Source organism: uncultured Dechloromonas sp. (assembly GCF_945957265.1).
Lineage (GTDB): Bacteria > Pseudomonadota > Gammaproteobacteria > Burkholderiales > Rhodocyclaceae > Azonexus.
Map to the genome: position 1 here is coordinate 1 of NZ_CAMFKO010000052.1, position 18031 is coordinate 18031.

Sequence of the window (18031 nt, forward strand, 5' to 3'; positions counted from 1 at the left end):
CATTATGACTGAAATTTTTTGGTCGATTCAATCAATGTGATTGTTTTCGTCGGCCGAAGGCGCTTCCTAGAATGCATCCATACCACTGCTCGACGCAGGGTCATTCATTCTGAGGAGGAGTCATGCTGCACAAGATCGTTTCCGTTACCCCCGGCAAGCTGCTGTTGCGCGAGGAGCTCGATGCCTACGACCCGGCCGCCGAGCCGTGGCAGAAGCAGTTTGCCCGCCGTTATGTCCATCATTCCGAGATGAAGGGCATTCTCAACAACATCGAGGACGTGAACGAGACCGTCTACGACAAGTTCGCCGTGTCGGTCACGCCCTACATGGCGCAGCTGATGGATCGCGACGATCCGCACTGCCCGATCCGCCTGCAATACCTGCCGACCTTCCACGAGGAGGCCAAGCCGGGCTTCGCCACCCTGCTCGACGAACTGGGCGAGGAGGGCGACACCATCCCGGGGACCAGCGTGGTGCATCGCTACCCGCGCCGCGTGCTGTTCCTGGTCAGCAACACCTGCGCCACGCTGTGCCGCTTCTGCACCCGCAAGCGCATGGTGTCGCGGCCGAGCGGTTCGGTGCACAAGGACGAGATCGAGCGTTCCATCGACTACATCGCCGGCAACAAGGATATCGACGATGTGCTGCTTTCCGGCGGCGATCCGCTGACCTTCGACGACGACCGCCTGGACTACATCCTCGGCCAGATCCGCAGCCGCGCCCCGCATGTCCGCTTCCTGCGCATCGGTTCGCGCATGGTGGTGCAGCTGCCCACCCGCGTCACCCCGGAACTGTGCGCCGTGCTGGAAAAGCATCGCGTGCAGATGATCAACATCCACATCAACCACCCCAAGGAAATCACGCCGCTGCTGCGCGAGCGGGTCAAGATGATCCAGAAGGCCGGCGTCATGATGGGCCTGCAGACGGTGTGCCTGCGCGGCGTGAACGACAATGTCGAGGTCATGCGCGAGCTGTTCATGCAGGCCATCGAAATGGGCGTGCGTCCCTATTATGTGTACTCCACCGACATGGTCGAGGGCGCCCACCATTTCATCGTGCCGCACGCCCGCATGCTGGCGCTGTACGAAGGCCTGCGCGGCTGGATCAGCGGGCCGGCGGTGCCGACCTTCATCGTCGACGGCCTGGGCGGCCTCGGCAAGCTGCCGATCATCCCCAGCTACGTGCGCGAGGAAGTGCGCCCGGACGGCAACGGAACGACCATCAAGTGCCGCAACTACAAGGGCATGGAAGTCGAGATGCCGGGCCTCGGCGTCGAGTTCCGCGTGCCGAGCCAGAGCAACTGAGGGGGCGGCATGAACAGTGCGATGCAATCCGCCTACGGCACCCACCGGGTGCGCGAACCGCTCGGCGTGCTGCCGCAGGGTGCCTGGAAGATCGACAACGCGATGGCGGTCGGCGAGCGCGAGATACTGATCGACGTGCTGGCGCTCAACGTCGATGCCGCCAGCTTCACGCAGATCAAGGCCGAGGCCGGCGGTGATGCCAAGCGGGTCGGCGAGATCGTCGCCGACATCGTGGCCCGCCGCGGCAAGCTGCACAACCCGGTCACCGGGTCGGGCGGCATGCTGATCGGCTGGGTGCGCGAGATCGGCCCGGCGCTGGCCGGCAAGACCGACCTCAAGCCGGGCGACCGCATCGCCACGCTGGTTTCGCTGTCGCTGACGCCGCTGCGCGTCGACGCCATCCGCGCCATTCATCTCGACCGCGACCAGATCGAGATCGACGGCCAGGCCATCCTGTTCGAGACCGGGCTGTACGCGGTGCTGCCGGAGGACATCCCGGAGAAGATGGCGCTCGCCATCCTCGACGTCGCCGGCGCGCCGGCGCAGACCGCCCGCCTGGTCAAGGCCGGCGACACCGTGGTGGTCATCGGCGGGGGCGGCAAGTCCGGCACCCTGTGCGTCTATGAGGCGCGCAAGCGGGCCGGGCCGGGCGGCTGCGTGATCGGCGTTTCGCCCTTCGCCAGCGACTGCGCCCGCATGCGCGAGCTCGGCTGGGTCGATCATGCGCTGCAGGTCGATGCCGGCGACGCGGTGGCGATCATGGAAGCGGTGTCGGTCGTGACCGACGGCCGCATGGCCGACGTGACGATCAACTGCGTCAACATCCCGGGCACCGAGATGGGCAGCATCCTCGCCACCCGCGACGGCGGCCGCATCTACTTCTTCTCGATGGCCACCAGCTTCACAGCCGCCGCGCTCGGCGCCGAAGGCGTCGGCAAGGATGTCGAGATGATCGTCGGCAACGGCTACGCCCGCGGCCATGCCGAACTGGCGCTGAACCTGCTGCGCGAGAGCGAAACGTTGCGCCGGCTGTTCGAGCAGCGTTACGTCTGAGGCCGGCGGCAATGCTTGTCGAACAACCCGCAAGCCTGCTCTGGCAAGGCATCCGCGCTGGCGGCATGGCCACGCTGGCGGTCATGGGCATGAGCAAGAACACCGGCAAGACGGTGGCGCTCAACCGGCTGCTGGCCTGCGCCGCCGCCGAGGATGTCGCGGTCGGCCTGACCTCGATCGGGCGCGACGGCGAGGCGCTGGACCAGGTGTTTTCCATCCCCAAGCCGCCGGTCGTCGTCTGGCCGGGGGCGCTGGTGGCGACGGCACGCGACACGCTGCAGCGGGCCAGGGCGCGCTGCAAGATCATCGACGGCAGCGGCATCGACAGCCCGATGGGCGAGATCGTCGTCGTCAAGGTGCTCGACGGCGGCGACATGGAGATCGCCGGCGCCTCGCGTGGCCACGACCAGCTGAAGATCATCGCCCGGCTGCGCCAGTGCGGCGCCGGCCAGGTCTTTCTCGACGGCGCGCTCGGGCGCAGCCAGCATGCCTCGCCGGCCATCGCCGACGGCGTGGTGCTGGCCACCGGGGCGGCGGTCGGCGGCGGCATCCAGGATGTCATCCGCAAGACGCGCGACCGCCTGGCCATACTCGGCATTGCCGAGGCCGATGCGGCAACGGCGGCGCGCTGCGCGGCGATATTCGCCGAGGGCGGCGTCGGGATGTGGGATGCCGACGGCGATACGCTTTTCCGGGCCGCCATCCCCAGCCTCAACGCCGGGGGCGTGCTGCTCGCCAACGATGCGCCGGCGCTGGCCGGCGTGGCGGTCGGCGGGGCGGTCGGGCGCCAGTTGTGGCAGGCGCTGGAAACGCTGGCCCGCCGCCACCGTGGGCTGCGGGTGGTGGTTGCCGACGGCACGCGGCTGTTCGTCGATGCCGCCGATCTCGCCGCTTTCCGGGCGCTGGGCGGGCAAGTGCTGGCGATGCGCCGCATCCGCCTGGCCGGCCTGACGCTCAACCCTTTTTCACCGCTGGGCGGCCATTTTGCCGCTCGCGAATTTCTCGAAGCCGGCAGGGCAGCCTTCGATGGGCTGCACGTCACCGACGTCCTGCTGGAACAAAACCAACAAGAGGAGCAATTGGATGGCTCATTTGCAGCTTGACCAGGCGCGCATCGAGCGCGCCCGGGACTCGGCGCGGCGCATCGCCGGCCGGGTGTTCGACGAAATGGATCGCTCGACGACCACCACCGTGGAGCGGGCGACCCTGCGCCTGATGGGTATCGACGGCGTCGATGAAAACCAGGTGCCGCTGCCCAACCGCGTGGTCGATCACCTGCAGCAGCAGGGCTTGCTGAACCGCGGCGCGGCGCTGGCCGTGGCGGCGGCGATGAACGGGCAGGGCTGGAGCGCGCAGCAGGTCGCCGAGGCAGTCGCCGCCGGCCGCCTGGTGCTCGACGGCGGCCGCGACGACACGGCGGCCCGCCGCACCGCCGACGAACTGGCCGCCCGAAGCTGCGAGCACATCGCCGCCCAGCGGGCGCAGCGCGCCGCGCTGATCGGCAACAGCGGCGAGGCGCCCCAGCCCTGGCTCTACCTGATCGTCGCCACCGGCAACATTTACGAGGACATCAAGCAGGCGCGGGCGGCAGCCGAGCAGGGCGCCGACATCGTCGCGGTGATCCGCTCGACCGGGCAGAGCCTGCTCGACTACGTGCCCTACGGCGCGACGACCGAGGGCTTCGGCGGCACCTACGCGACGCAGGAGAACTTCCGCCTGATGCGCGCGGCGCTCGACGAGGTCGGTGCCAAGGTCGGGCGCTACATTCGCCTGACCAACTACTGCTCCGGCCTGTGCATGCCGGAAATCGCCGCCATGGGCGCCATCGAGCGCCTCGACATGATGCTCAACGATTCGATGTACGGGATCATCTTCCGCGACATCAACATGCAGCGCACCTTCATCGACCAGTTCTTCTCGCGCATGATCAACGGCTACGCCGGGATCATCATCAATACCGGCGAGGACAACTACCTGACCACGGCCGATGCCGTCGAGGCGGCGCATACCGTGCTCGCCTCGCAGCTGATCAACGAGCAGTTCGCCTACCTGTCGGGCCTGGTGCCGGAGCAGATGGGCCTCGGCCACGCCTTCGAGATCAACCCCGAGCTGGAGAACGGCTTCCTGTGGGAACTGGCCCACGCCCAGCTGGTGCGCCAGGTGTTCCCCGAGGCGTCGCTGAAGTACATGCCGCCGACCAAGCACATGACCGGCAACGTTTTCAAAGGCCACATCCAGGATGCGCTGTTCAACATGGTCAGTACGGTCACCCGGCAGAACATCCACCTGCTCGGGATGATGACCGAGGCCATCCACACCCCCTTCATCCAGGATCGTTTCCTGGCCATCCAGAACGCACGCTACGTCTTCGGCACCATGCGCGACCTGCATGCGGAAATCGAATTCAAGTCCGGCGGCCTGATCGAGCAGCGGGCGCAGGCGGTGCTCGCCGAAACCGAGGCCATGCTCGCCGAGATCGAGCGCATCGGCCTGCCGTCGGCCATCGCCCACGGCATGTTCGCCGAGATCAAGCGCACCGCGACCGGCGGCAAGGGCCTCGACGGCGTGATCGCCAAGGCGCCCGACTACTACAACCCCTTCCCGACACGCATGCTGCAAGGAGGCGCCCGCCATGGCTGAGCAATGGATCAAACCCTACGGCGACACGCAGGACGACGGGCGCGTCCAGCTGTCCTTCACCCTGCCGGTGGCGCTCGACGAGGTGTCGAAGGAGGGCGCCCGCCGGCTGGCGCTGGCCATGGGCCTCGACGAACCGGCCGTGGTGCACGCCGAGGACATGGGGCAGGGCTTTTCGTTCTACGTCCTTTACGGGCAGAGCAAGCACCGCATCGACCTGTCCACCATCCAGGTCGCCAAGCCCGAGTTCGAGGTGCTCGACAAGGATGGCGTCAATGCGCTGATCGCCGAGCGGATGGGACGCAAGATGGTCGTCGTCGGCGCCTGCATCGAAACCGACGCACATACGGTGGGCATCGACGCCATCATGAACATGAAGGGCTACAACGGCCACAAGGGGCTGGAAAGCTACCACGAGGTGCGCGCCATCAACATGGGGGCGCAGGTCGATTCCGAGGAACTGGTCGCCCGGGCCATCGAGGAGCAGGCCGACGTGATCCTGGTGTCGCAGGTGGTGACGCAGAAGAACATCCACCTCGACAACCTGACGCGGCTGTCCGACATCCTCGAGGCCGAGGGGCTGCGCGAAAGGATCATCCTCGTCGTCGGCGGGCCGCGCATCAGCCACGAACTGGCCAAGGAGCTGGGCTACGACGCCGGTTTCGGTCCGAAGAGCTACGCCGAGGATGTCGCCTCGTTCGCCATCAACGAATGGATCAAGAGAAAGGCCGCCTGACATGGAAAACCCGAAAACCCCGATCACCAGCCTGATCCGCCTGCGCATCGGCGCCCACGACGTGCATTACGCCGGCAACCTGGTCGACGGTGCCAAAATGCTCAACCTGTTTGGCGATGTGGCAACCGAATTGCTGATACGCAGCGATGGCGACGAAGGGCTGTTCGTCGCCTACGACCGCGTCGAGTTCCTGGCCCCGGTAAGGGCCGGGGATTACATCGAAGCCTTCGGCGAAATCGTGGCGCTGGGCCGGACCTCGCGCCAGATGCGTTTCGAGGCGCGCAAGGTGATCGCCGCCGCCGACGTGCCGGGTCAGCCCTCGGCCGCCGATGTGCTCGACCCGCCGGTGGTCGTCTGCCGGGCCAGCGGTACCTGCGTCGTGCCGGCCGCCTGCCAGCGTGGCGGACGCAAATGAACCCGCTGATCATCACCGCCGCGCTGACCGGCGCCGAGGTCGGCAAGGACCAGCAGCCGGCCCTGCCCATCACGCCCGACGAGATCGGCGAGGCGGCGGCCGAGTGCGTTGCCGCCGGGGCCGCCATCGTCCATCTCCACGCCCGCTGGCCGGATGGCAGGCCGACGCAGGACGCCGGGGTCTATCGCCAGATCATCGCCGCCGTGCGGGCGCGCTGCGACGCCATCATCCAGGTGTCGACCGGCGGTGCCGTCGGCATGAGCGCCGAGGAGCGCATGGCGCCGCTGGCGCTCGACCCCGAGATGGCGACGCTGTCGATGGGTTCGGTCAATTTCGGCGACGAGGTGTTTCTCAATGCGCCGGCCGATATCGCGCTCTTTGCCGACGCCATGCGGGCGCGCGGCATCCGCCCGGAGCTGGAGATCTTCGATGCCGGCATGCTGGCGACGGCCAATCGCTGGCTGCAGAAGGGCAGGCTGCCGGCCAATCCGCATGTCGATTTCGTGCTCGGCGTGCCCGGCGGCATGCCGGCGACGCCCGAGGCGCTGCTCTACCTGAAGTCGCAGCTTCCCGCCGGGGCGACGTGGAGCGTTGCCGGGCTGGGCGCCGCGCAATTGACCATGGGCACGCTCGGTATCGTGCTCGGCGGCCATGTGCGGGTCGGCTTCGAGGACAACATCCATTTCAGCAAGGGCGTGCTCGCCAGCAGCAATGCGCAGCTGGTCGAACGCATCGCCGGGCTGGGGCGCACCCTGGGCAGACCCCCGGCAAGCCCCGACGAAGCGCGGAAGATGCTCGGTTTGGTTTAATCGATTTACTAACTGTATATTTTGTTAGATCAAAACGACATTTTTGTATGTAAATAATCAACAATAAACTGTCATAACATTGCAAAACGTTCTGCATTGCTGACGTAATGTCAAAATCTTGTCTTTTTTGGTAGTAAAGTGGGGGTATACCCTACTAGGTTGGGAACACCTTAATACATAGAGTCGCAACGCGGTAATCCCCGATTCGACCAAGTGCGAGAGATCGTGTCTCGATAATACGTAGGGGTTTTTCGATGCAAATTCCAAGGAGGAGTTATGAAGTTCATCAATAAATGGATGGCCGTCGTGTCCACTGTCGCGCTGCTGGCAGCGGGTGCAGCCGAGGCGCGCGACTGGGGGACGATCAAGGATTCCGGAACGGTGATTGCCGCCACGGAAGGCGCTTTCTTTCCGTTCAACTATTTCGAAGGGTCGAAGCTGACCGGTTTCGAGGTCGAACTGGCCGAGGCCGTGGTCAAGCAGATGGGCATGAAGATCGAGTGGCGCGTCGTGTCCTTCGACGCGCAGCTGGCTTCCATTCGCCAGGACCGCTTCGATTTCGCCATCGCCTCGCACGGCTTCACCGAGGAGCGCGGCAAGGCGGTCGATTTCGCCAATCCGCACTACTGCACCGGCGGCCAGATCGCCGCCCACCCGAACGGCCCGCTGACCATGGCAGCGCTGAACGGCAAGACGGTCGGCGTGCAGCTGGCGACCAGCTACTTCGACAACGCCAGGAAGATTCCCGGCGTGCAGGAGGTCAAGACCTACAAGGCCGACCCGGAAGCCTTCTCGGCGCTGAAGTCGAAGAAGGTCGACGCCTGGATTTCCGACAAGTGGCTGATCAAGTCCACGCTGGAAAAGAACGCCGACTCGGGCATCGTCGTCGGCGAGCAGGTTTTCGTCGAGCGCGTGTCGATGATCCTGCGCAAGAACAACAAGGAACTGAAGGAACAGTTGAACAAGGCGCTGGAAGAGGTCGTCAAGAACGGCACCTATCAGAACCTGTCGCAGAAGTACTTCAAGACCGACATTTCCTGCCGTTCCTGATAGGTCCGAATCAACATGAACTGGACCAAGCAACATCCCGGACTGGCGATGTTCGCGGCGATGATCGGCCTCCTGCTGTTCCTGTGGGGGATGGCGGTGCCGCTGTCGTGGGCGCCGGACCCCATCGGCCAGGCGGCGCAGCAGTTCGCCGAAGGCACGCGAATGACCGTCCTGCTGACCCTGATCTCGGGAACGGCGGGTGTCGTCCTCGGCGTTCTCGCCGGCCTCGGCAAGCTGTCGTCGGTGCCGCCGCTGCGCTGGATCAGCGAGTTCTACGTCTGGCTGATCCGCGGCACGCCCCTGCTGCTGCAGATTCTCTTCGTCTGGCTGGCGGTGCCCACGCTGCTGCCGGAGTCGATGCAGATATCGGACTTCGCCTGCGCCGCCATCGCGCTGGCGCTGAACATCGGCGCCTACAACGCCGAGTGCGTTCGCGCCGGCATCCTCGCCGTACCGCACGGCCAGGTCGAGGCCGCCCGGGCGCTGGGCCTCTCGCCGTTTCAGACCTTCGTCGATATCACGCTGCCGCAGAGCATGCGGGTGGCCTTGCCGGCACTGGCCAACAACCTCGCCTCGCTGGTCAAGGATTCGTCCCTGGCCTACGCGATCAGCGTGGTCGAACTGACCATGGTCGGTTACCGGGTGCAGGCCGAGAGCTATCAGCCGATTCCGGTGTTCGTCACCATCGCCGTGATCTACCTGATATTGACCACCGCCTTCACTTCGCTCACCGCCGCGCTGGAATCCCAGCTCGATGTCGGTCGCAAGCGCTAGGAGCCCACGATGACTAGCACATCATCCGCACTCAAGCCGATCATCGAGGCCCGCGACGTCGACAAGCACTTCGGCGCATTCCATGCGCTGAAGAAGGTCAATGCGACGTTCTACGAAGGCCAGGTGACGGCCATCATCGGGCCGTCCGGCTCCGGCAAGTCGACCTTCCTGCGTACCCTCAACCGTCTCGAAACGCACGATACCGGCACGATCAAGGTCGACGGCATCGAACTCAACGACGACCTGAAGAATCTGGATGCCATCCGCCGCGAGGTGGGCATGGTTTTCCAGAGCTTCAACCTGTTCTCGCACCTCAGCATCCTGCGCAACGTCGCGCTGGCCCCGATGCGGGTCCGCAAGATGAGCAAGGAGGCCGCCGAAGCCAAGGCGCTGGCGCTGCTGGAGCGGGTCGGGCTGAAGAACCAGGCCGAGAAATACCCGGTGCAGCTGTCCGGCGGCCAGCAGCAGCGCGTCGCCATCGCCCGGGCGCTGGCCATGGACCCCAAGGTCCTGCTGTTCGACGAGCCGACCTCGGCGCTCGATCCGGAAATGGTCAACGAAGTGCTCGCCGTCATGCGCGAGCTGGCCCACACCGGCATCACCATGCTGGTCGTCACCCACGAAATGGGTTTCGCCCGCGAAGTGGCCGACCGCCTGATCTTCTTCGATCACGGCACCATCCTCGAAGACTCTTCGCCCGCCGAGTTCTTCAGCAATCCCAAGCACGACCGGGCAAAAGCCTTCCTGACCCAGGTCAGGCACGGCTTCTAGTCGAAGCACGTCGGTTCGGCCCCGGGGGGGCCGGTCATACCGTTCATTCCAAGGAGGAGTTATGAAAGTAAGGAAAATTGTCATCGCGTTGATCGCCGCCGGTATCGGCGCCGGCGCACCGCTGGTCCATGCGGCGGACGCCGATCGCATCGCCCAGCTCGAAAAACAGCTCAAGCTGATGCAGGCGCAGCTGGAAGAAATGAAGAAAAACTCGGTCTCGGCCAGCGAAGTTTCCGAACTGCGCGACCAGATGAGCGCGCAGACCAAGGAAAACGTCGTCGTCGGCGACATCCCGAACTCCTTCCGGGTTCCGGGCTCCGACGTATCGATCCGCCTTTACGGCGTCGCCGAGCTGAACATGGTTCACGAAACCAAGGGCGACAACAGCAACAACGACTACTCGACCTTCATGCCCTACATGCCGCTCAACGGCTCCCGGGCTTCCGAGCGCAAGGGCCAGACCTACCTGCACGCGCGCACCTCGCGCCTGGGTATCGAAGGCGCGACGCCCAGCCCCTACGGCATGATCATGGCCAAGGTCGAAGGCGACTTCAACAACGACCCGCGCACCGGCAACTCGGCTGTTTACGGCTCCCTGGGCAACATCTACACCCAGCAGGCCACCAACAGCTACAACTTCCGCCTGCGCCATGCCTACGTCCAGACCCCGAACTGGCTGTTCGGCCAGACCTGGTCGACCTTCATGGACCTCGACAACACGCCGGAGACCATCGACTTCAACGGCCCCATCGGTTCGACCTTCATTCGTCAGCCGCAGATCCGCTACACCTACGTGACGCCGCAGTACGGCAACTTCGCCGTCGCGCTGGAAAACTCGGTCAGCTACGTGCTCGACGCCAATACCGCCGATGGCGCCGCCGCCACGCCGGCCGGCTTCGCCAAGGTGCCCGACGTGATCGTGCGTTGGGACAAGCCGTTCACCTGGGGTTCGCTGAGCCTGCGCGGCCTGTCGCACGAGCATCGCATCAAGGGCGACGTCTGCGACGGAACGTTCGCCGCCAGCGGCAGCTGCAACACCACGGCGGTCAGCGCCTCGCGTCGCGGCTACGGCCTTGCCGCCAGCGGCCAGATCAAGACCTGGGGCGACGATTTCATCAGCTGGATCGTCACCGGTGGCGAAGGCATCGGCCGCTACTTCAACTACATCGAAGGCGCCGGCTACAACCTGGCCAACCGCAACATCGAAATGGAAAAGGCGATGGGCGTCGTCCTCGGTTACCAGCGCAAGTTCAGCGATACCTTCCGCATGAACTTCGTTTATGGCCACCAGCGGAACTTCGACAACGCCTATACCGACTGGGCGCGTGCCAACAGCATGGCTTCCGGACGCTACGCGGTCAACCGCAACGTCAGCCAGTTCCATATCGGCGGTATCTGGAACCCGGTCAAGGTCATGGACATCGGTCTCGAGTACATCTACGGCCGTCGCGAAACCCTGGCCGGCGAGCATGGCAACATGTCCCGCATCAACTTCCTGGCCCGTTACAACTTCAATTAAGGCGGCCTGACCGAAACGGCGCCGCGCATCTGTGCGGCGCTGCGTTTTCCCGGTCGATGGCCTGAACGCACCCCATGCAAGAACTGCTATCGACCGTTTTCCTGTTGCTGCTGTTGCTCGATCCGCTCGGCAACATCCCGCTGCTGCTCTCGCTGCTGCGTGGCTTCTCGCCGTCGGACCGGCAGCGCATCGTGCTGCGCGAGTCGGCGATTGCCGGCGGCGTGCTCCTGCTGTTCGTTTTCGTCGGCGACTGGCTGCTCGCCGCCATGCGCCTCTCCGAGCAGGCGCTGGAAATCTCCGGCGGCCTGATCCTGTTCATGATCGCCTTGCGCATGGTCTTTCCCGTCGGTTCGAGCGACGAGGCGGCCGACATGGATGGCGACCCGCTGATCGTGCCCCTGGCCATTCCGATGATCGCCGGCCCGTCGGCGCTGGCCACGGTGCTGCTCAATGCGCGCCAGACCGAACACCCGACCTCGCTGGTCCTGGCGATTGTCATCGCTGTTATCATCAATACCTTGATCCTGCTGTCGGCCGGGCGTCTCGCCCGGCTTTTCGGGAAAGCGGGCCTGGCCGCCATGGAGCGCCTGATGGGCCTGATCCTGACCACCATCGCCGTCCAGATGCTGATTTCCGGCGTCAGGGTCGCTTTTTCCCTGCCGCCTCAACCGATGATTCCCTGAAACACATGAGCCGTTCCGTCGCCAATGCCCTGATGCTCCTTGTCGCCCTGATCTGGGGGACGACTTTCGTCGCCCAGCAACTGGGGATGGCGCACGTCGGGCCCCTGACCTATACCGGCGTCCGCTTCCTGCTCGGCGCCCTGTTCGTGCTGCCCCTGGCCTTGCGCGAGTATGGCCGCCTGCAGGCGCGCGGCGCCCGGCTCGACCGCGCCGACTGGCTGGCCTGGTGCGGCCTGGGCGTGCTGTTGTTCCTGGGGGCGGTTTTCCAGCAGATCGGCATCATGGGCACCACGGTGTCCAATGCCGGCTTCCTGACCGCGCTCTATGTGCCCCTGGTGCCCATCCTCGCCTGGCTGGTCGACCGCCAGGCGCCGCATGTTTCCGTGTGGCCGGCCAGCATCGGCAGCTTCATCGGCACCTTCATGCTCTCCGGTGGCCGCTTCGACACGCTGACCGTCGGCGACTACTGGGTCATCGCCAGCACCTTCTTCTGGGCGGCCCATGTGCTGTGGGTCGGCCGCGTGGCGGCGCGCAAGGGGGTGCCGGTCATGGTCGCGGTCGCCCAGTTCATCGTCTGTGGCCTGCTGTCGATGCTGGTGGCGCTGTTCACCGAAGAGATCGCGATGGATGGCATCGTCGCCGCCATGCCGGCCATCCTCTACGGCGGCCTGCTCTCGGTCGGCATTGCCTACACCCTGCAGGTGGTGGCGCAACGCCATGCGCCGGCGACCGACGCGGCCATCCTGCTCAGCTCCGAAATCCTCTTTGCCGCGATGGCCGGCGCCCTGTACCTGGGCGAACGCCTGTCCTTCGTCCAGTTGATGGGCGGCGTGGTCATTTTCGTCTGCATCCTCGCCGTCCAGCTGGCGCCGATGTTCTCGCGGAAGACGGCGGCAGCGGTCTGAGGCCTATCGACCTTCCGGAATCTGCAATGCCATGACTTACGAAGAACACCTCGACGAAGTGACCACCTTGATCACCGAAAAATGGAATGTCGCCGACCAGGCCGCGATCCAGATGGTCATGCGCGCCCAGGCCGACGATTACTTCAGCGGCCACGACGACGATCCGTCGATCTGCACGCTGGACCGGGCGCATATCGACGCCCGGGCCGTCTACAAGAAGTACCGGTAATGGCGCGCTCGACCCGTGCCGCGGCGGCGGTTGCCCGACTGAACGAGCGCGGCGAAGGCCGTCGCTACCTGATGGTGGCGACCGGCGACGGCCGCTTCCTCCTGCGCGAGCGCCTCGACGGCGGCGACCGGGATGTCGGCGAAGCCTTGCCGCTCGACGATTTCGTGCGTCATGTCGACGCCCTCGGCAAGCAAAAGGCGCCGCGCATGACCAGGAACGATGCGGCTTTCGCCAGGCAGCTGGTCAAGAAAAACTGATCCTCGATAGCAACTCGTTTGTCATCTTTTTTTGTGACAAATGGATAGAATGTCGCGAGTTACATCACTGGCGATCATTACGGGGGGAAGCATGCAGGCGCTCGCGGCAAATTACTACGCACAGCTCGGAGTCGGGCAGACGGCGACAGTGGACGAAATCAAGGCGGCCTACGCCGAACGGCTGGCGGCCTTTCGCGACATGCTGGCGCGGCGCGAACCGCCGCCGGCGGAAGCGCTCGACGCATTGCGGGAGGCGTTCAAGACGCTGAGCAATCCGCAGGCGCGGGTGGCCTACGACGCCGCCCTGGACGCCGCGCCGCCGCTGGCGCCGCCGCCCGCCGAACCGGCCGCGGCAGCGCAGTCCGCCAGCGGAGGAGGGGAGGAGGGCTTCGAGTTCGTCGGCGATGGCGGCGAATATTTCCGCATCTGGATCGTCAATATTTTCCTGAGCATCGTGACCCTCGGCATCTATTCGGCCTGGGCCAAGGTGCGCCGCGAGCAGTATTTCCATCGCAACCTGCTGCTCGACGGCTCGGGCTTCGACTACCACGGCAAGCCCACCGCCATCCTCAAGGGGCGCGTCATCGCCTTGCTGCTGGTCGGCGGCCTTTCGGCGGCCCAGCATGTCAGTCCGCTGGCCTACGGCGTCGCCCTGCTTTGCCTGGTGCCGTTGGTGCCGTGGCTGGCCGTCAAGGCATTTCGCTTCAGGGCCTTCAACACCAGCTACCGGGGGCTGCGTTTCTCCTTCCATGGCACCTACGGCCAGGCCTTCAAGGTCTTCGTCGGCTACGGCCTGCTGGCCATGGTCACCTTCGGGCTGGCTTTCCCGGTCTTTTACCGGCAGTTGCGAAAATTCATGCTCGACAACACGCGTTTCGGCACCACGGCCTTCGCTTGCTCGGTGACGACGGGCGCCATCTACCGGATTTTCCTGTTCCCCGCGTTCATCGTCCTGGCGCTGTTCGCCGCCATGATCGTGGTGGCCGCCATGAGCGCCGGCGGCGGAACGAATGCGCTGGCGGCCGCCGGCTTCGTCTTCCTGCTCATTCCCTTGTTCCTGATCCTGCCGCAGGCGGTGCTCGTTCCGTATGTTGCCGCGCGTAGCAGCAACGCGGTGTGGAGCGCCACCGCCCTGGGGCCTCACCGTTTTGCCAGCCGCTTGCCGGTCGGCGGCTTCATCGGCCTGACCGTGGCGAACTGGCTGGGCATCCTGTGCACCCTGGGTTTGTTCATCCCCTGGGCGCGGGTCAGGGTGGCCCGCTACCGGGCAGCCCACCTCAGTCTCGCGGTCGCCGGCAGTCTCGATGATTTCGTCGCCGGCGAAGCCGGGGCGGCGACGGCCCTCGGCGACGAGGCGGCCGACATGTTCGACCTGGACATCGGCCTGTGAAAGGCATCGCCGCCGTCTACTACGATGGGCGGACGCCTGTCCGGCAGGCGGCGGAATTGTTCGCCGTCGGCGATGAAATCGTCGCCCGCGGCGCTTTCGGCGAGCGGCGCGCCCGGCGCGGCGCCGTCGATATATCCGAACCCATGGGCCGGGCGCCGCGCGTCGTCCGTTTCGACGACGGCGGCAGCTTCGAAGTGGCCGATCTCGACGCCTTCAGGCTTTGGCTCGCGGCAGCCGGCTTCGGGGATTCGCCGGTGGTGCGCCTGCAGACGCGCTGGTCCTGGGCGCTGGCTTCCTTGCTGGGGGCGGCATTGCTGATCGCCGCGGTCTATTTCTGGGGGCTGCCGGCCTTCGCCAAACTGATGGCGCCGCGGATTCCCGAGCCCGTTCTCCAGGCGATGTCGAAGCAGACCCTGGATTTTCTCGACAGCAAGCTATTGACGCCGTCGCGCCTGAGCGAGGCGCGACGCGCCGAACTGACCGAATACGCCGACCGGGTCTTGGGGCAGGGGCGCGACATGCCGCCGCATCGCCTGCATTTCCGTTCGTCGACGCTGGGGCCCAATGCCTTTGCGCTGCCGAGCGGCGATGTCGTGGTCCTCGACCAACTGGTCGAGCTGGCCGGCAACGACGACGAAGTGGCCGGCGTCGTTGCCCACGAATTGGGGCATGTCGCGTATCGGCACGGGCTGCGCCAGTTGCTCCAGTCGTCGGTGGTTTCCTTCGTGGTCGGCGTCTATTTCGGCGACGTGTCGTCGCTGGCTGCCAGTTTCGGCGCCCTGGCCCTCGAGTCGCGCTACTCGCGCGAATTCGAGCACGAGGCCGATGCCTACGCCGCGCACCGCCTGCAGGCCGCGGGCCTGGGCAGCGAGCCGCTGGCCGCGATGCTCGAACGCATGGAACAGGCACACGCGGAGAAGGGCGGCAAAACATCCCGCTGGGACCTTCTCTCTTCGCACCCCGACACCGCCGAGCGCGTCGCCCGCCTGCGGGGCGGCCGCTAGCGGTCGCGAAGCGCCGGCATCGCGCCGGCCGGCGCCTTCCCTAGGCGCCGCCGCTGCCGCTGCGGTAGGTCGCCAGGTGGATACTGGTTTCGGTTGCCTGGATGCTGCGGATCAGGCGGATGCGCTCGAGCACGTCGGAAAGCTCGGTCAGGTTCTCGGCGCGCAGTTCGGCGAGCAGGTCCCAGCGGCCGTTGGTGTCGTGCAGCGACGCGACTCCCGGTTCGCCGAGCAGGCTGGCGATGACCGAGCGGGTTTCGTTGCCGGCGACGACGATGCTCATCCAGGCGCGGATTTCGTTGGGTTGCGAGTCGGGACGCAGCTGTACGGTGTAGCCGACGATGACGCCCTCGTTTTCGAGCCGGGCGATCCGGTTGGTGACGGTGCCGCGCGATACCTTGAGCTTGTGGGCCAGGGTGGCGACGCTGGTCCGGGCGTTGTTGCGCAACAGGGCGATCAATTGTTGGTCCAGATTGTCCATTTTGTCTATTTGCCAAAAATAGGTATCGTTATGTTCAACTAACTGCCGAAATAGTGCAATAGTTGCTATTTTGGTTGGCTTGCTTTTCGGAGATGATGTTTCCATCGAGACATAACAAATACCGAGGAGCCACACCATGTCTGCCAACCACCGTATCCAGACCCGTTTCCTGAGCGCCGAGAGCGCCGCCCGCATGATCCAGCGCAAGGGTCTCGCTGTCTGCCTCGAGGGCATGTCAGCTTACATCGTCGACGATTTCCTGCGCTGGCAGGATTTCGAGAAGACGCCGCGCGTCGCCAATCATTCGCACGACGGCGTTATCGAACTGATGCCGATTTCCGACCACAGCCTGTATTCCTTCAAGTATGTGAACGGTCACCCGAAGAATTTCCGCTTCGGCATGTCGACCGTGATGGCCTTCGGCGTGCTGGCCGATGTCGCCACCGGCGCGCCGACGCTGGTCAGCGAGCTGACCCTGACCACCGCCCTGCGCACGGCCGCCATGTCGGCCGTCGCCGCCCGCGCGCTGGCCCGCCCGGACAGTCGCCGCATGGCGCTGATCGGCAACGGCGCGCAGAGCGAGTTCCAGGCCCTGGCCTTCCACCGCCTGCTCGGCATCGAGGAATTCCATCTGTACGATACCGATGCCGCCGCCACCGACAAGCTGCTCGCCAACCTGGCCGCCCTCGGCCTGAACGCCCGCCGCTTCGACAGCGCCCGCGACGCCGTGCGCGGCTGCGATATCGTGACCACGGTCACTGCCGACAAGACCAACGCCACCATCCTGACCCCCGACATGATCGAGCCGGGCATGCACATCAATGGCGTGGGCGGCGACTGCCCGGGCAAGACCGAGCTGCATCGCGGCGTGCTCGAGGTGGCCAAGGTGTTCGTCGAGTACGAGCCGCAGACCCGAGTCGAAGGCGACATCCAGCAGATGCCGGCCGAATTCGCCGTGGTCGAGCTGTGGAAGGTGCTCTCCGGCCAGGCCGCCGGCCGTACCGCCGACAGTGACGTGACGGTGTTCGACTCGGTCGGTTTCGCGCTCGAGGATTATTCGGCATTGCGTTTCATGCGCGATTTGGCTATTGAATTGGGTGTGGAGGACGAGATTTCGCTGATTCCCGCCTTGCCGGACCCGAAGAACCTGTTCGGCTTCATTCCGGCGGCGGACGACATCCGCGTTCTCCACCGTGCAGCCTGATTTGCCGTGGAGAGAGGAATGAGCATGCGACCGGTCAGCATCATTGGCGCGCCGACGGATATCGGCGCCAGCGTCATCGGCGCCCGCATGGGGCCGCAGGCCCTGCGCGTGGCGGGCATTGTCGAGGCGGTGGCCCGCTACGGCTGCCAGGTGCGCGATTGCGGCGACGTGGCCGGGCCGCTCAACCCGCAGCAGGGGCCGGTGGACGGCTTCCGCCATCTGCACGAGGTAGCCGAGTGGAACCGCGCGCTGCACGACGCGGTGTATCGCGAACTCAGCGCCGAGCGCCTGCCGCTGATGATCGGCGGCGACCATTGCCTGGCCGTCGGTTCGATCAGCGCGGTCGCCCGCCATTGCCGCGAGCGCGGCGAGAAGCTGCGCATCCTGTGGCTCGACGCGCACGCCGATTTCAACACCTCGGCCATCACGCCGAGCGGCAATATCCACGGCATGCCGGTGGCCTGCCTGTGCGGCCACGGGCCGGCGGAACTGACGGGGATCGGCGGCCATGTGCCGGCGATCAGCCCGGCCGAGCTTCGCCAGATCGGCATCCGCAGCGTGGACGAGGGCGAGAAGCGCTTCCTGCGCGAGCAGGGCGTCGAAGTCTTCGACATGCGCTACATCGACGAGGTCGGCATGCGTCGCACGCTGGAGCTGGCGCTGGCCGGCCTCGACGACAACACGCACCTGCACGTCAGCTTCGACGTCGATTTCCTCGACCCGGAAATTGCCCCCGGCGTCGGCACTACGGTGCGCGGCGGCCCGACCTACCGCGAAGCCCAGCTGTGCATGGAAATGATCGCCGACACCGGC

Annotated in this window: 20 protein-coding genes; 19 read left to right on the top strand and 1 reads right to left on the bottom strand. The window is 65.6% G+C overall.

Annotated features, from left to right (window positions below; all coding sequences use genetic code 11):
• The first annotated feature begins 122 nt into the window (after window positions 1–122).
• From Q0P59_RS18725 to Q0P59_RS18805, 17 genes are all read left to right on the top strand, one after another.
• Window positions 123–1304: a KamA family radical SAM protein gene (locus tag Q0P59_RS18725; RefSeq protein ID WP_295009225.1), complete on the top strand. Its 1182-nt coding sequence runs from the start codon at window positions 123–125 to the stop codon at window positions 1302–1304.
• Between the two features lie 9 nt (window positions 1305–1313).
• A complete protein-coding gene (locus Q0P59_RS18730) occupies window positions 1314–2357 on the top strand; it encodes an L-erythro-3,5-diaminohexanoate dehydrogenase (RefSeq protein ID WP_295009227.1) in 1044 nt (347 codons plus the stop codon).
• Between the two features lie 11 nt (window positions 2358–2368).
• Window positions 2369–3460 carry a hypothetical protein gene (locus tag Q0P59_RS18735; protein ID WP_295009228.1) on the top strand — a complete coding sequence of 364 codons (1092 nt, stop codon included), beginning with the start codon at window positions 2369–2371 and terminating at the stop codon, window positions 3458–3460.
• Window positions 3441–4997, top strand: coding sequence for a lysine 5,6-aminomutase subunit alpha (locus tag Q0P59_RS18740; protein WP_295009230.1), 1557 nt, complete (start codon window positions 3441–3443; stop codon window positions 4995–4997). Before Q0P59_RS18735 ends, Q0P59_RS18740 begins: the two co-directional genes overlap by 20 nt.
• The gene (locus Q0P59_RS18745; RefSeq protein ID WP_295009232.1) at window positions 4990–5730 is read left to right on the top strand and encodes an OAM dimerization domain-containing protein; all 741 of its coding nucleotides are present in this window, start codon (window positions 4990–4992) and stop codon (window positions 5728–5730) included. Before Q0P59_RS18740 ends, Q0P59_RS18745 begins: the two co-directional genes overlap by 8 nt.
• Before the next feature lies 1 nt (window position 5731).
• Entirely contained in the window at window positions 5732–6145 is a 414-nt protein-coding gene (locus Q0P59_RS18750) for a hotdog domain-containing protein (protein WP_295009234.1), read from the top strand.
• Entirely contained in the window at window positions 6142–6954 is an 813-nt protein-coding gene (locus tag Q0P59_RS18755; protein WP_295009236.1) for a 3-keto-5-aminohexanoate cleavage protein, read from the top strand. Before Q0P59_RS18750 ends, Q0P59_RS18755 begins: the two co-directional genes overlap by 4 nt.
• Before the next feature lie 276 nt (window positions 6955–7230).
• The gene (locus Q0P59_RS18760; RefSeq protein WP_295009238.1) at window positions 7231–8004 is read left to right on the top strand and encodes an ABC transporter substrate-binding protein; all 774 of its coding nucleotides are present in this window, start codon (window positions 7231–7233) and stop codon (window positions 8002–8004) included.
• Between the two features lie 15 nt (window positions 8005–8019).
• A complete protein-coding gene (locus tag Q0P59_RS18765) occupies window positions 8020–8778 on the top strand; it encodes an amino acid ABC transporter permease (RefSeq protein WP_295009240.1) in 759 nt (252 codons plus the stop codon).
• Window positions 8779–8817: 39 nt separating this feature from the next.
• On the top strand, window positions 8818–9549 hold the full coding sequence (locus tag Q0P59_RS18770; RefSeq protein WP_366091129.1) for an amino acid ABC transporter ATP-binding protein: 732 nt from the start codon (window positions 8818–8820) through the stop codon (window positions 9547–9549).
• A gap of 61 nt (window positions 9550–9610) precedes the next feature.
• Window positions 9611–11068, top strand: coding sequence for a DcaP family trimeric outer membrane transporter (locus Q0P59_RS18775; RefSeq protein ID WP_295009244.1), 1458 nt, complete (start codon window positions 9611–9613; stop codon window positions 11066–11068).
• A 74-nt stretch (window positions 11069–11142) separates the two neighbouring features.
• Window positions 11143–11751: a MarC family protein gene (locus tag Q0P59_RS18780; RefSeq protein WP_295009246.1), complete on the top strand. Its 609-nt coding sequence runs from the start codon at window positions 11143–11145 to the stop codon at window positions 11749–11751.
• A gap of 5 nt (window positions 11752–11756) precedes the next feature.
• Complete coding sequence (locus Q0P59_RS18785; protein ID WP_295009248.1) at window positions 11757–12656, top strand: DMT family transporter; 900 nt, start codon at window positions 11757–11759, stop codon at window positions 12654–12656.
• Between the two features lie 31 nt (window positions 12657–12687).
• Window positions 12688–12885: a hypothetical protein gene (locus tag Q0P59_RS18790; protein ID WP_295009250.1), complete on the top strand. Its 198-nt coding sequence runs from the start codon at window positions 12688–12690 to the stop codon at window positions 12883–12885.
• On the top strand, window positions 12885–13142 hold the full coding sequence (locus tag Q0P59_RS18795; RefSeq protein ID WP_295009252.1) for a hypothetical protein: 258 nt from the start codon (window positions 12885–12887) through the stop codon (window positions 13140–13142). Before Q0P59_RS18790 ends, Q0P59_RS18795 begins: the two co-directional genes overlap by 1 nt.
• Window positions 13143–13233: 91 nt before the next feature.
• A complete protein-coding gene (locus tag Q0P59_RS18800) occupies window positions 13234–14532 on the top strand; it encodes a DUF898 family protein (RefSeq protein WP_295009254.1) in 1299 nt (432 codons plus the stop codon).
• Window positions 14529–15536, top strand: a complete 1008-nt coding sequence (locus Q0P59_RS18805) for a M48 family metallopeptidase (protein ID WP_295009256.1) — start codon at window positions 14529–14531, stop codon at window positions 15534–15536. The genes Q0P59_RS18800 and Q0P59_RS18805 overlap by 4 nt, the downstream gene beginning before the upstream one ends.
• Before the next feature lie 40 nt (window positions 15537–15576).
• On the opposite strand, the gene Q0P59_RS18810 is transcribed toward Q0P59_RS18805, so the two are convergent.
• The gene (locus Q0P59_RS18810) at window positions 15577–16014 is read right to left on the bottom strand and encodes an Lrp/AsnC family transcriptional regulator (protein WP_295009258.1); all 438 of its coding nucleotides are present in this window, start codon (window positions 16012–16014) and stop codon (window positions 15577–15579) included.
• A 136-nt stretch (window positions 16015–16150) separates the two neighbouring features.
• Between Q0P59_RS18810 and Q0P59_RS18815 the strand changes: the two genes are divergently transcribed.
• Together Q0P59_RS18815 and rocF are read left to right on the top strand one after the other, a co-directional pair.
• Window positions 16151–17218, top strand: coding sequence for an ornithine cyclodeaminase (locus Q0P59_RS18815; protein WP_295009260.1), 1068 nt, complete (start codon window positions 16151–16153; stop codon window positions 17216–17218).
• An 18-nt stretch (window positions 17219–17236) separates the two neighbouring features.
• On the top strand, window positions 17237–18031 hold a 795-nt coding region (rocF, locus tag Q0P59_RS18820; protein WP_295009262.1), incomplete at its 3' end, for an arginase.

Bases quoted from the DNA above. Each gene is read 5' to 3' on its own strand.
- Q0P59_RS18725 (WP_295009225.1), top strand. From the start codon at position 123: ATGCTGCACAAGATCGTTTCCGTTACCCCCGGCAAGCTGCTGTTGCGC.
- Q0P59_RS18775 (WP_295009244.1), top strand. From the start codon at position 9,611: ATGAAAGTAAGGAAAATTGTCATCGCGTTGATCGCCGCCGGTATCGGC.
- Q0P59_RS18785 (WP_295009248.1), top strand. From the start codon at position 11,757: ATGAGCCGTTCCGTCGCCAATGCCCTGATGCTCCTTGTCGCCCTGATC.
- Q0P59_RS18790 (WP_295009250.1), top strand. From the start codon at position 12,688: ATGACTTACGAAGAACACCTCGACGAAGTGACCACCTTGATCACCGAA.
- Q0P59_RS18750 (WP_295009234.1), top strand. From the start codon at position 5,732: ATGGAAAACCCGAAAACCCCGATCACCAGCCTGATCCGCCTGCGCATC.
- Q0P59_RS18810 (WP_295009258.1), bottom strand. From the start codon at position 16,014: ATGGACAATCTGGACCAACAATTGATCGCCCTGTTGCGCAACAACGCC.
- Q0P59_RS18765 (WP_295009240.1), top strand. From the start codon at position 8,020: ATGAACTGGACCAAGCAACATCCCGGACTGGCGATGTTCGCGGCGATG.
- Q0P59_RS18760 (WP_295009238.1), top strand. From the start codon at position 7,231: ATGAAGTTCATCAATAAATGGATGGCCGTCGTGTCCACTGTCGCGCTG.
- Q0P59_RS18795 (WP_295009252.1), top strand. From the start codon at position 12,885: ATGGCGCGCTCGACCCGTGCCGCGGCGGCGGTTGCCCGACTGAACGAG.
- Q0P59_RS18745 (WP_295009232.1), top strand. From the start codon at position 4,990: ATGGCTGAGCAATGGATCAAACCCTACGGCGACACGCAGGACGACGGG.
- Q0P59_RS18740 (WP_295009230.1), top strand. From the start codon at position 3,441: ATGGCTCATTTGCAGCTTGACCAGGCGCGCATCGAGCGCGCCCGGGAC.
- Q0P59_RS18735 (WP_295009228.1), top strand. From the start codon at position 2,369: ATGCTTGTCGAACAACCCGCAAGCCTGCTCTGGCAAGGCATCCGCGCT.
- Q0P59_RS18780 (WP_295009246.1), top strand. From the start codon at position 11,143: ATGCAAGAACTGCTATCGACCGTTTTCCTGTTGCTGCTGTTGCTCGAT.
- Q0P59_RS18815 (WP_295009260.1), top strand. From the start codon at position 16,151: ATGTCTGCCAACCACCGTATCCAGACCCGTTTCCTGAGCGCCGAGAGC.
- Q0P59_RS18730 (WP_295009227.1), top strand. From the start codon at position 1,314: ATGAACAGTGCGATGCAATCCGCCTACGGCACCCACCGGGTGCGCGAA.
- Q0P59_RS18755 (WP_295009236.1), top strand. From the start codon at position 6,142: ATGAACCCGCTGATCATCACCGCCGCGCTGACCGGCGCCGAGGTCGGC.
- Q0P59_RS18800 (WP_295009254.1), top strand. From the start codon at position 13,234: ATGCAGGCGCTCGCGGCAAATTACTACGCACAGCTCGGAGTCGGGCAG.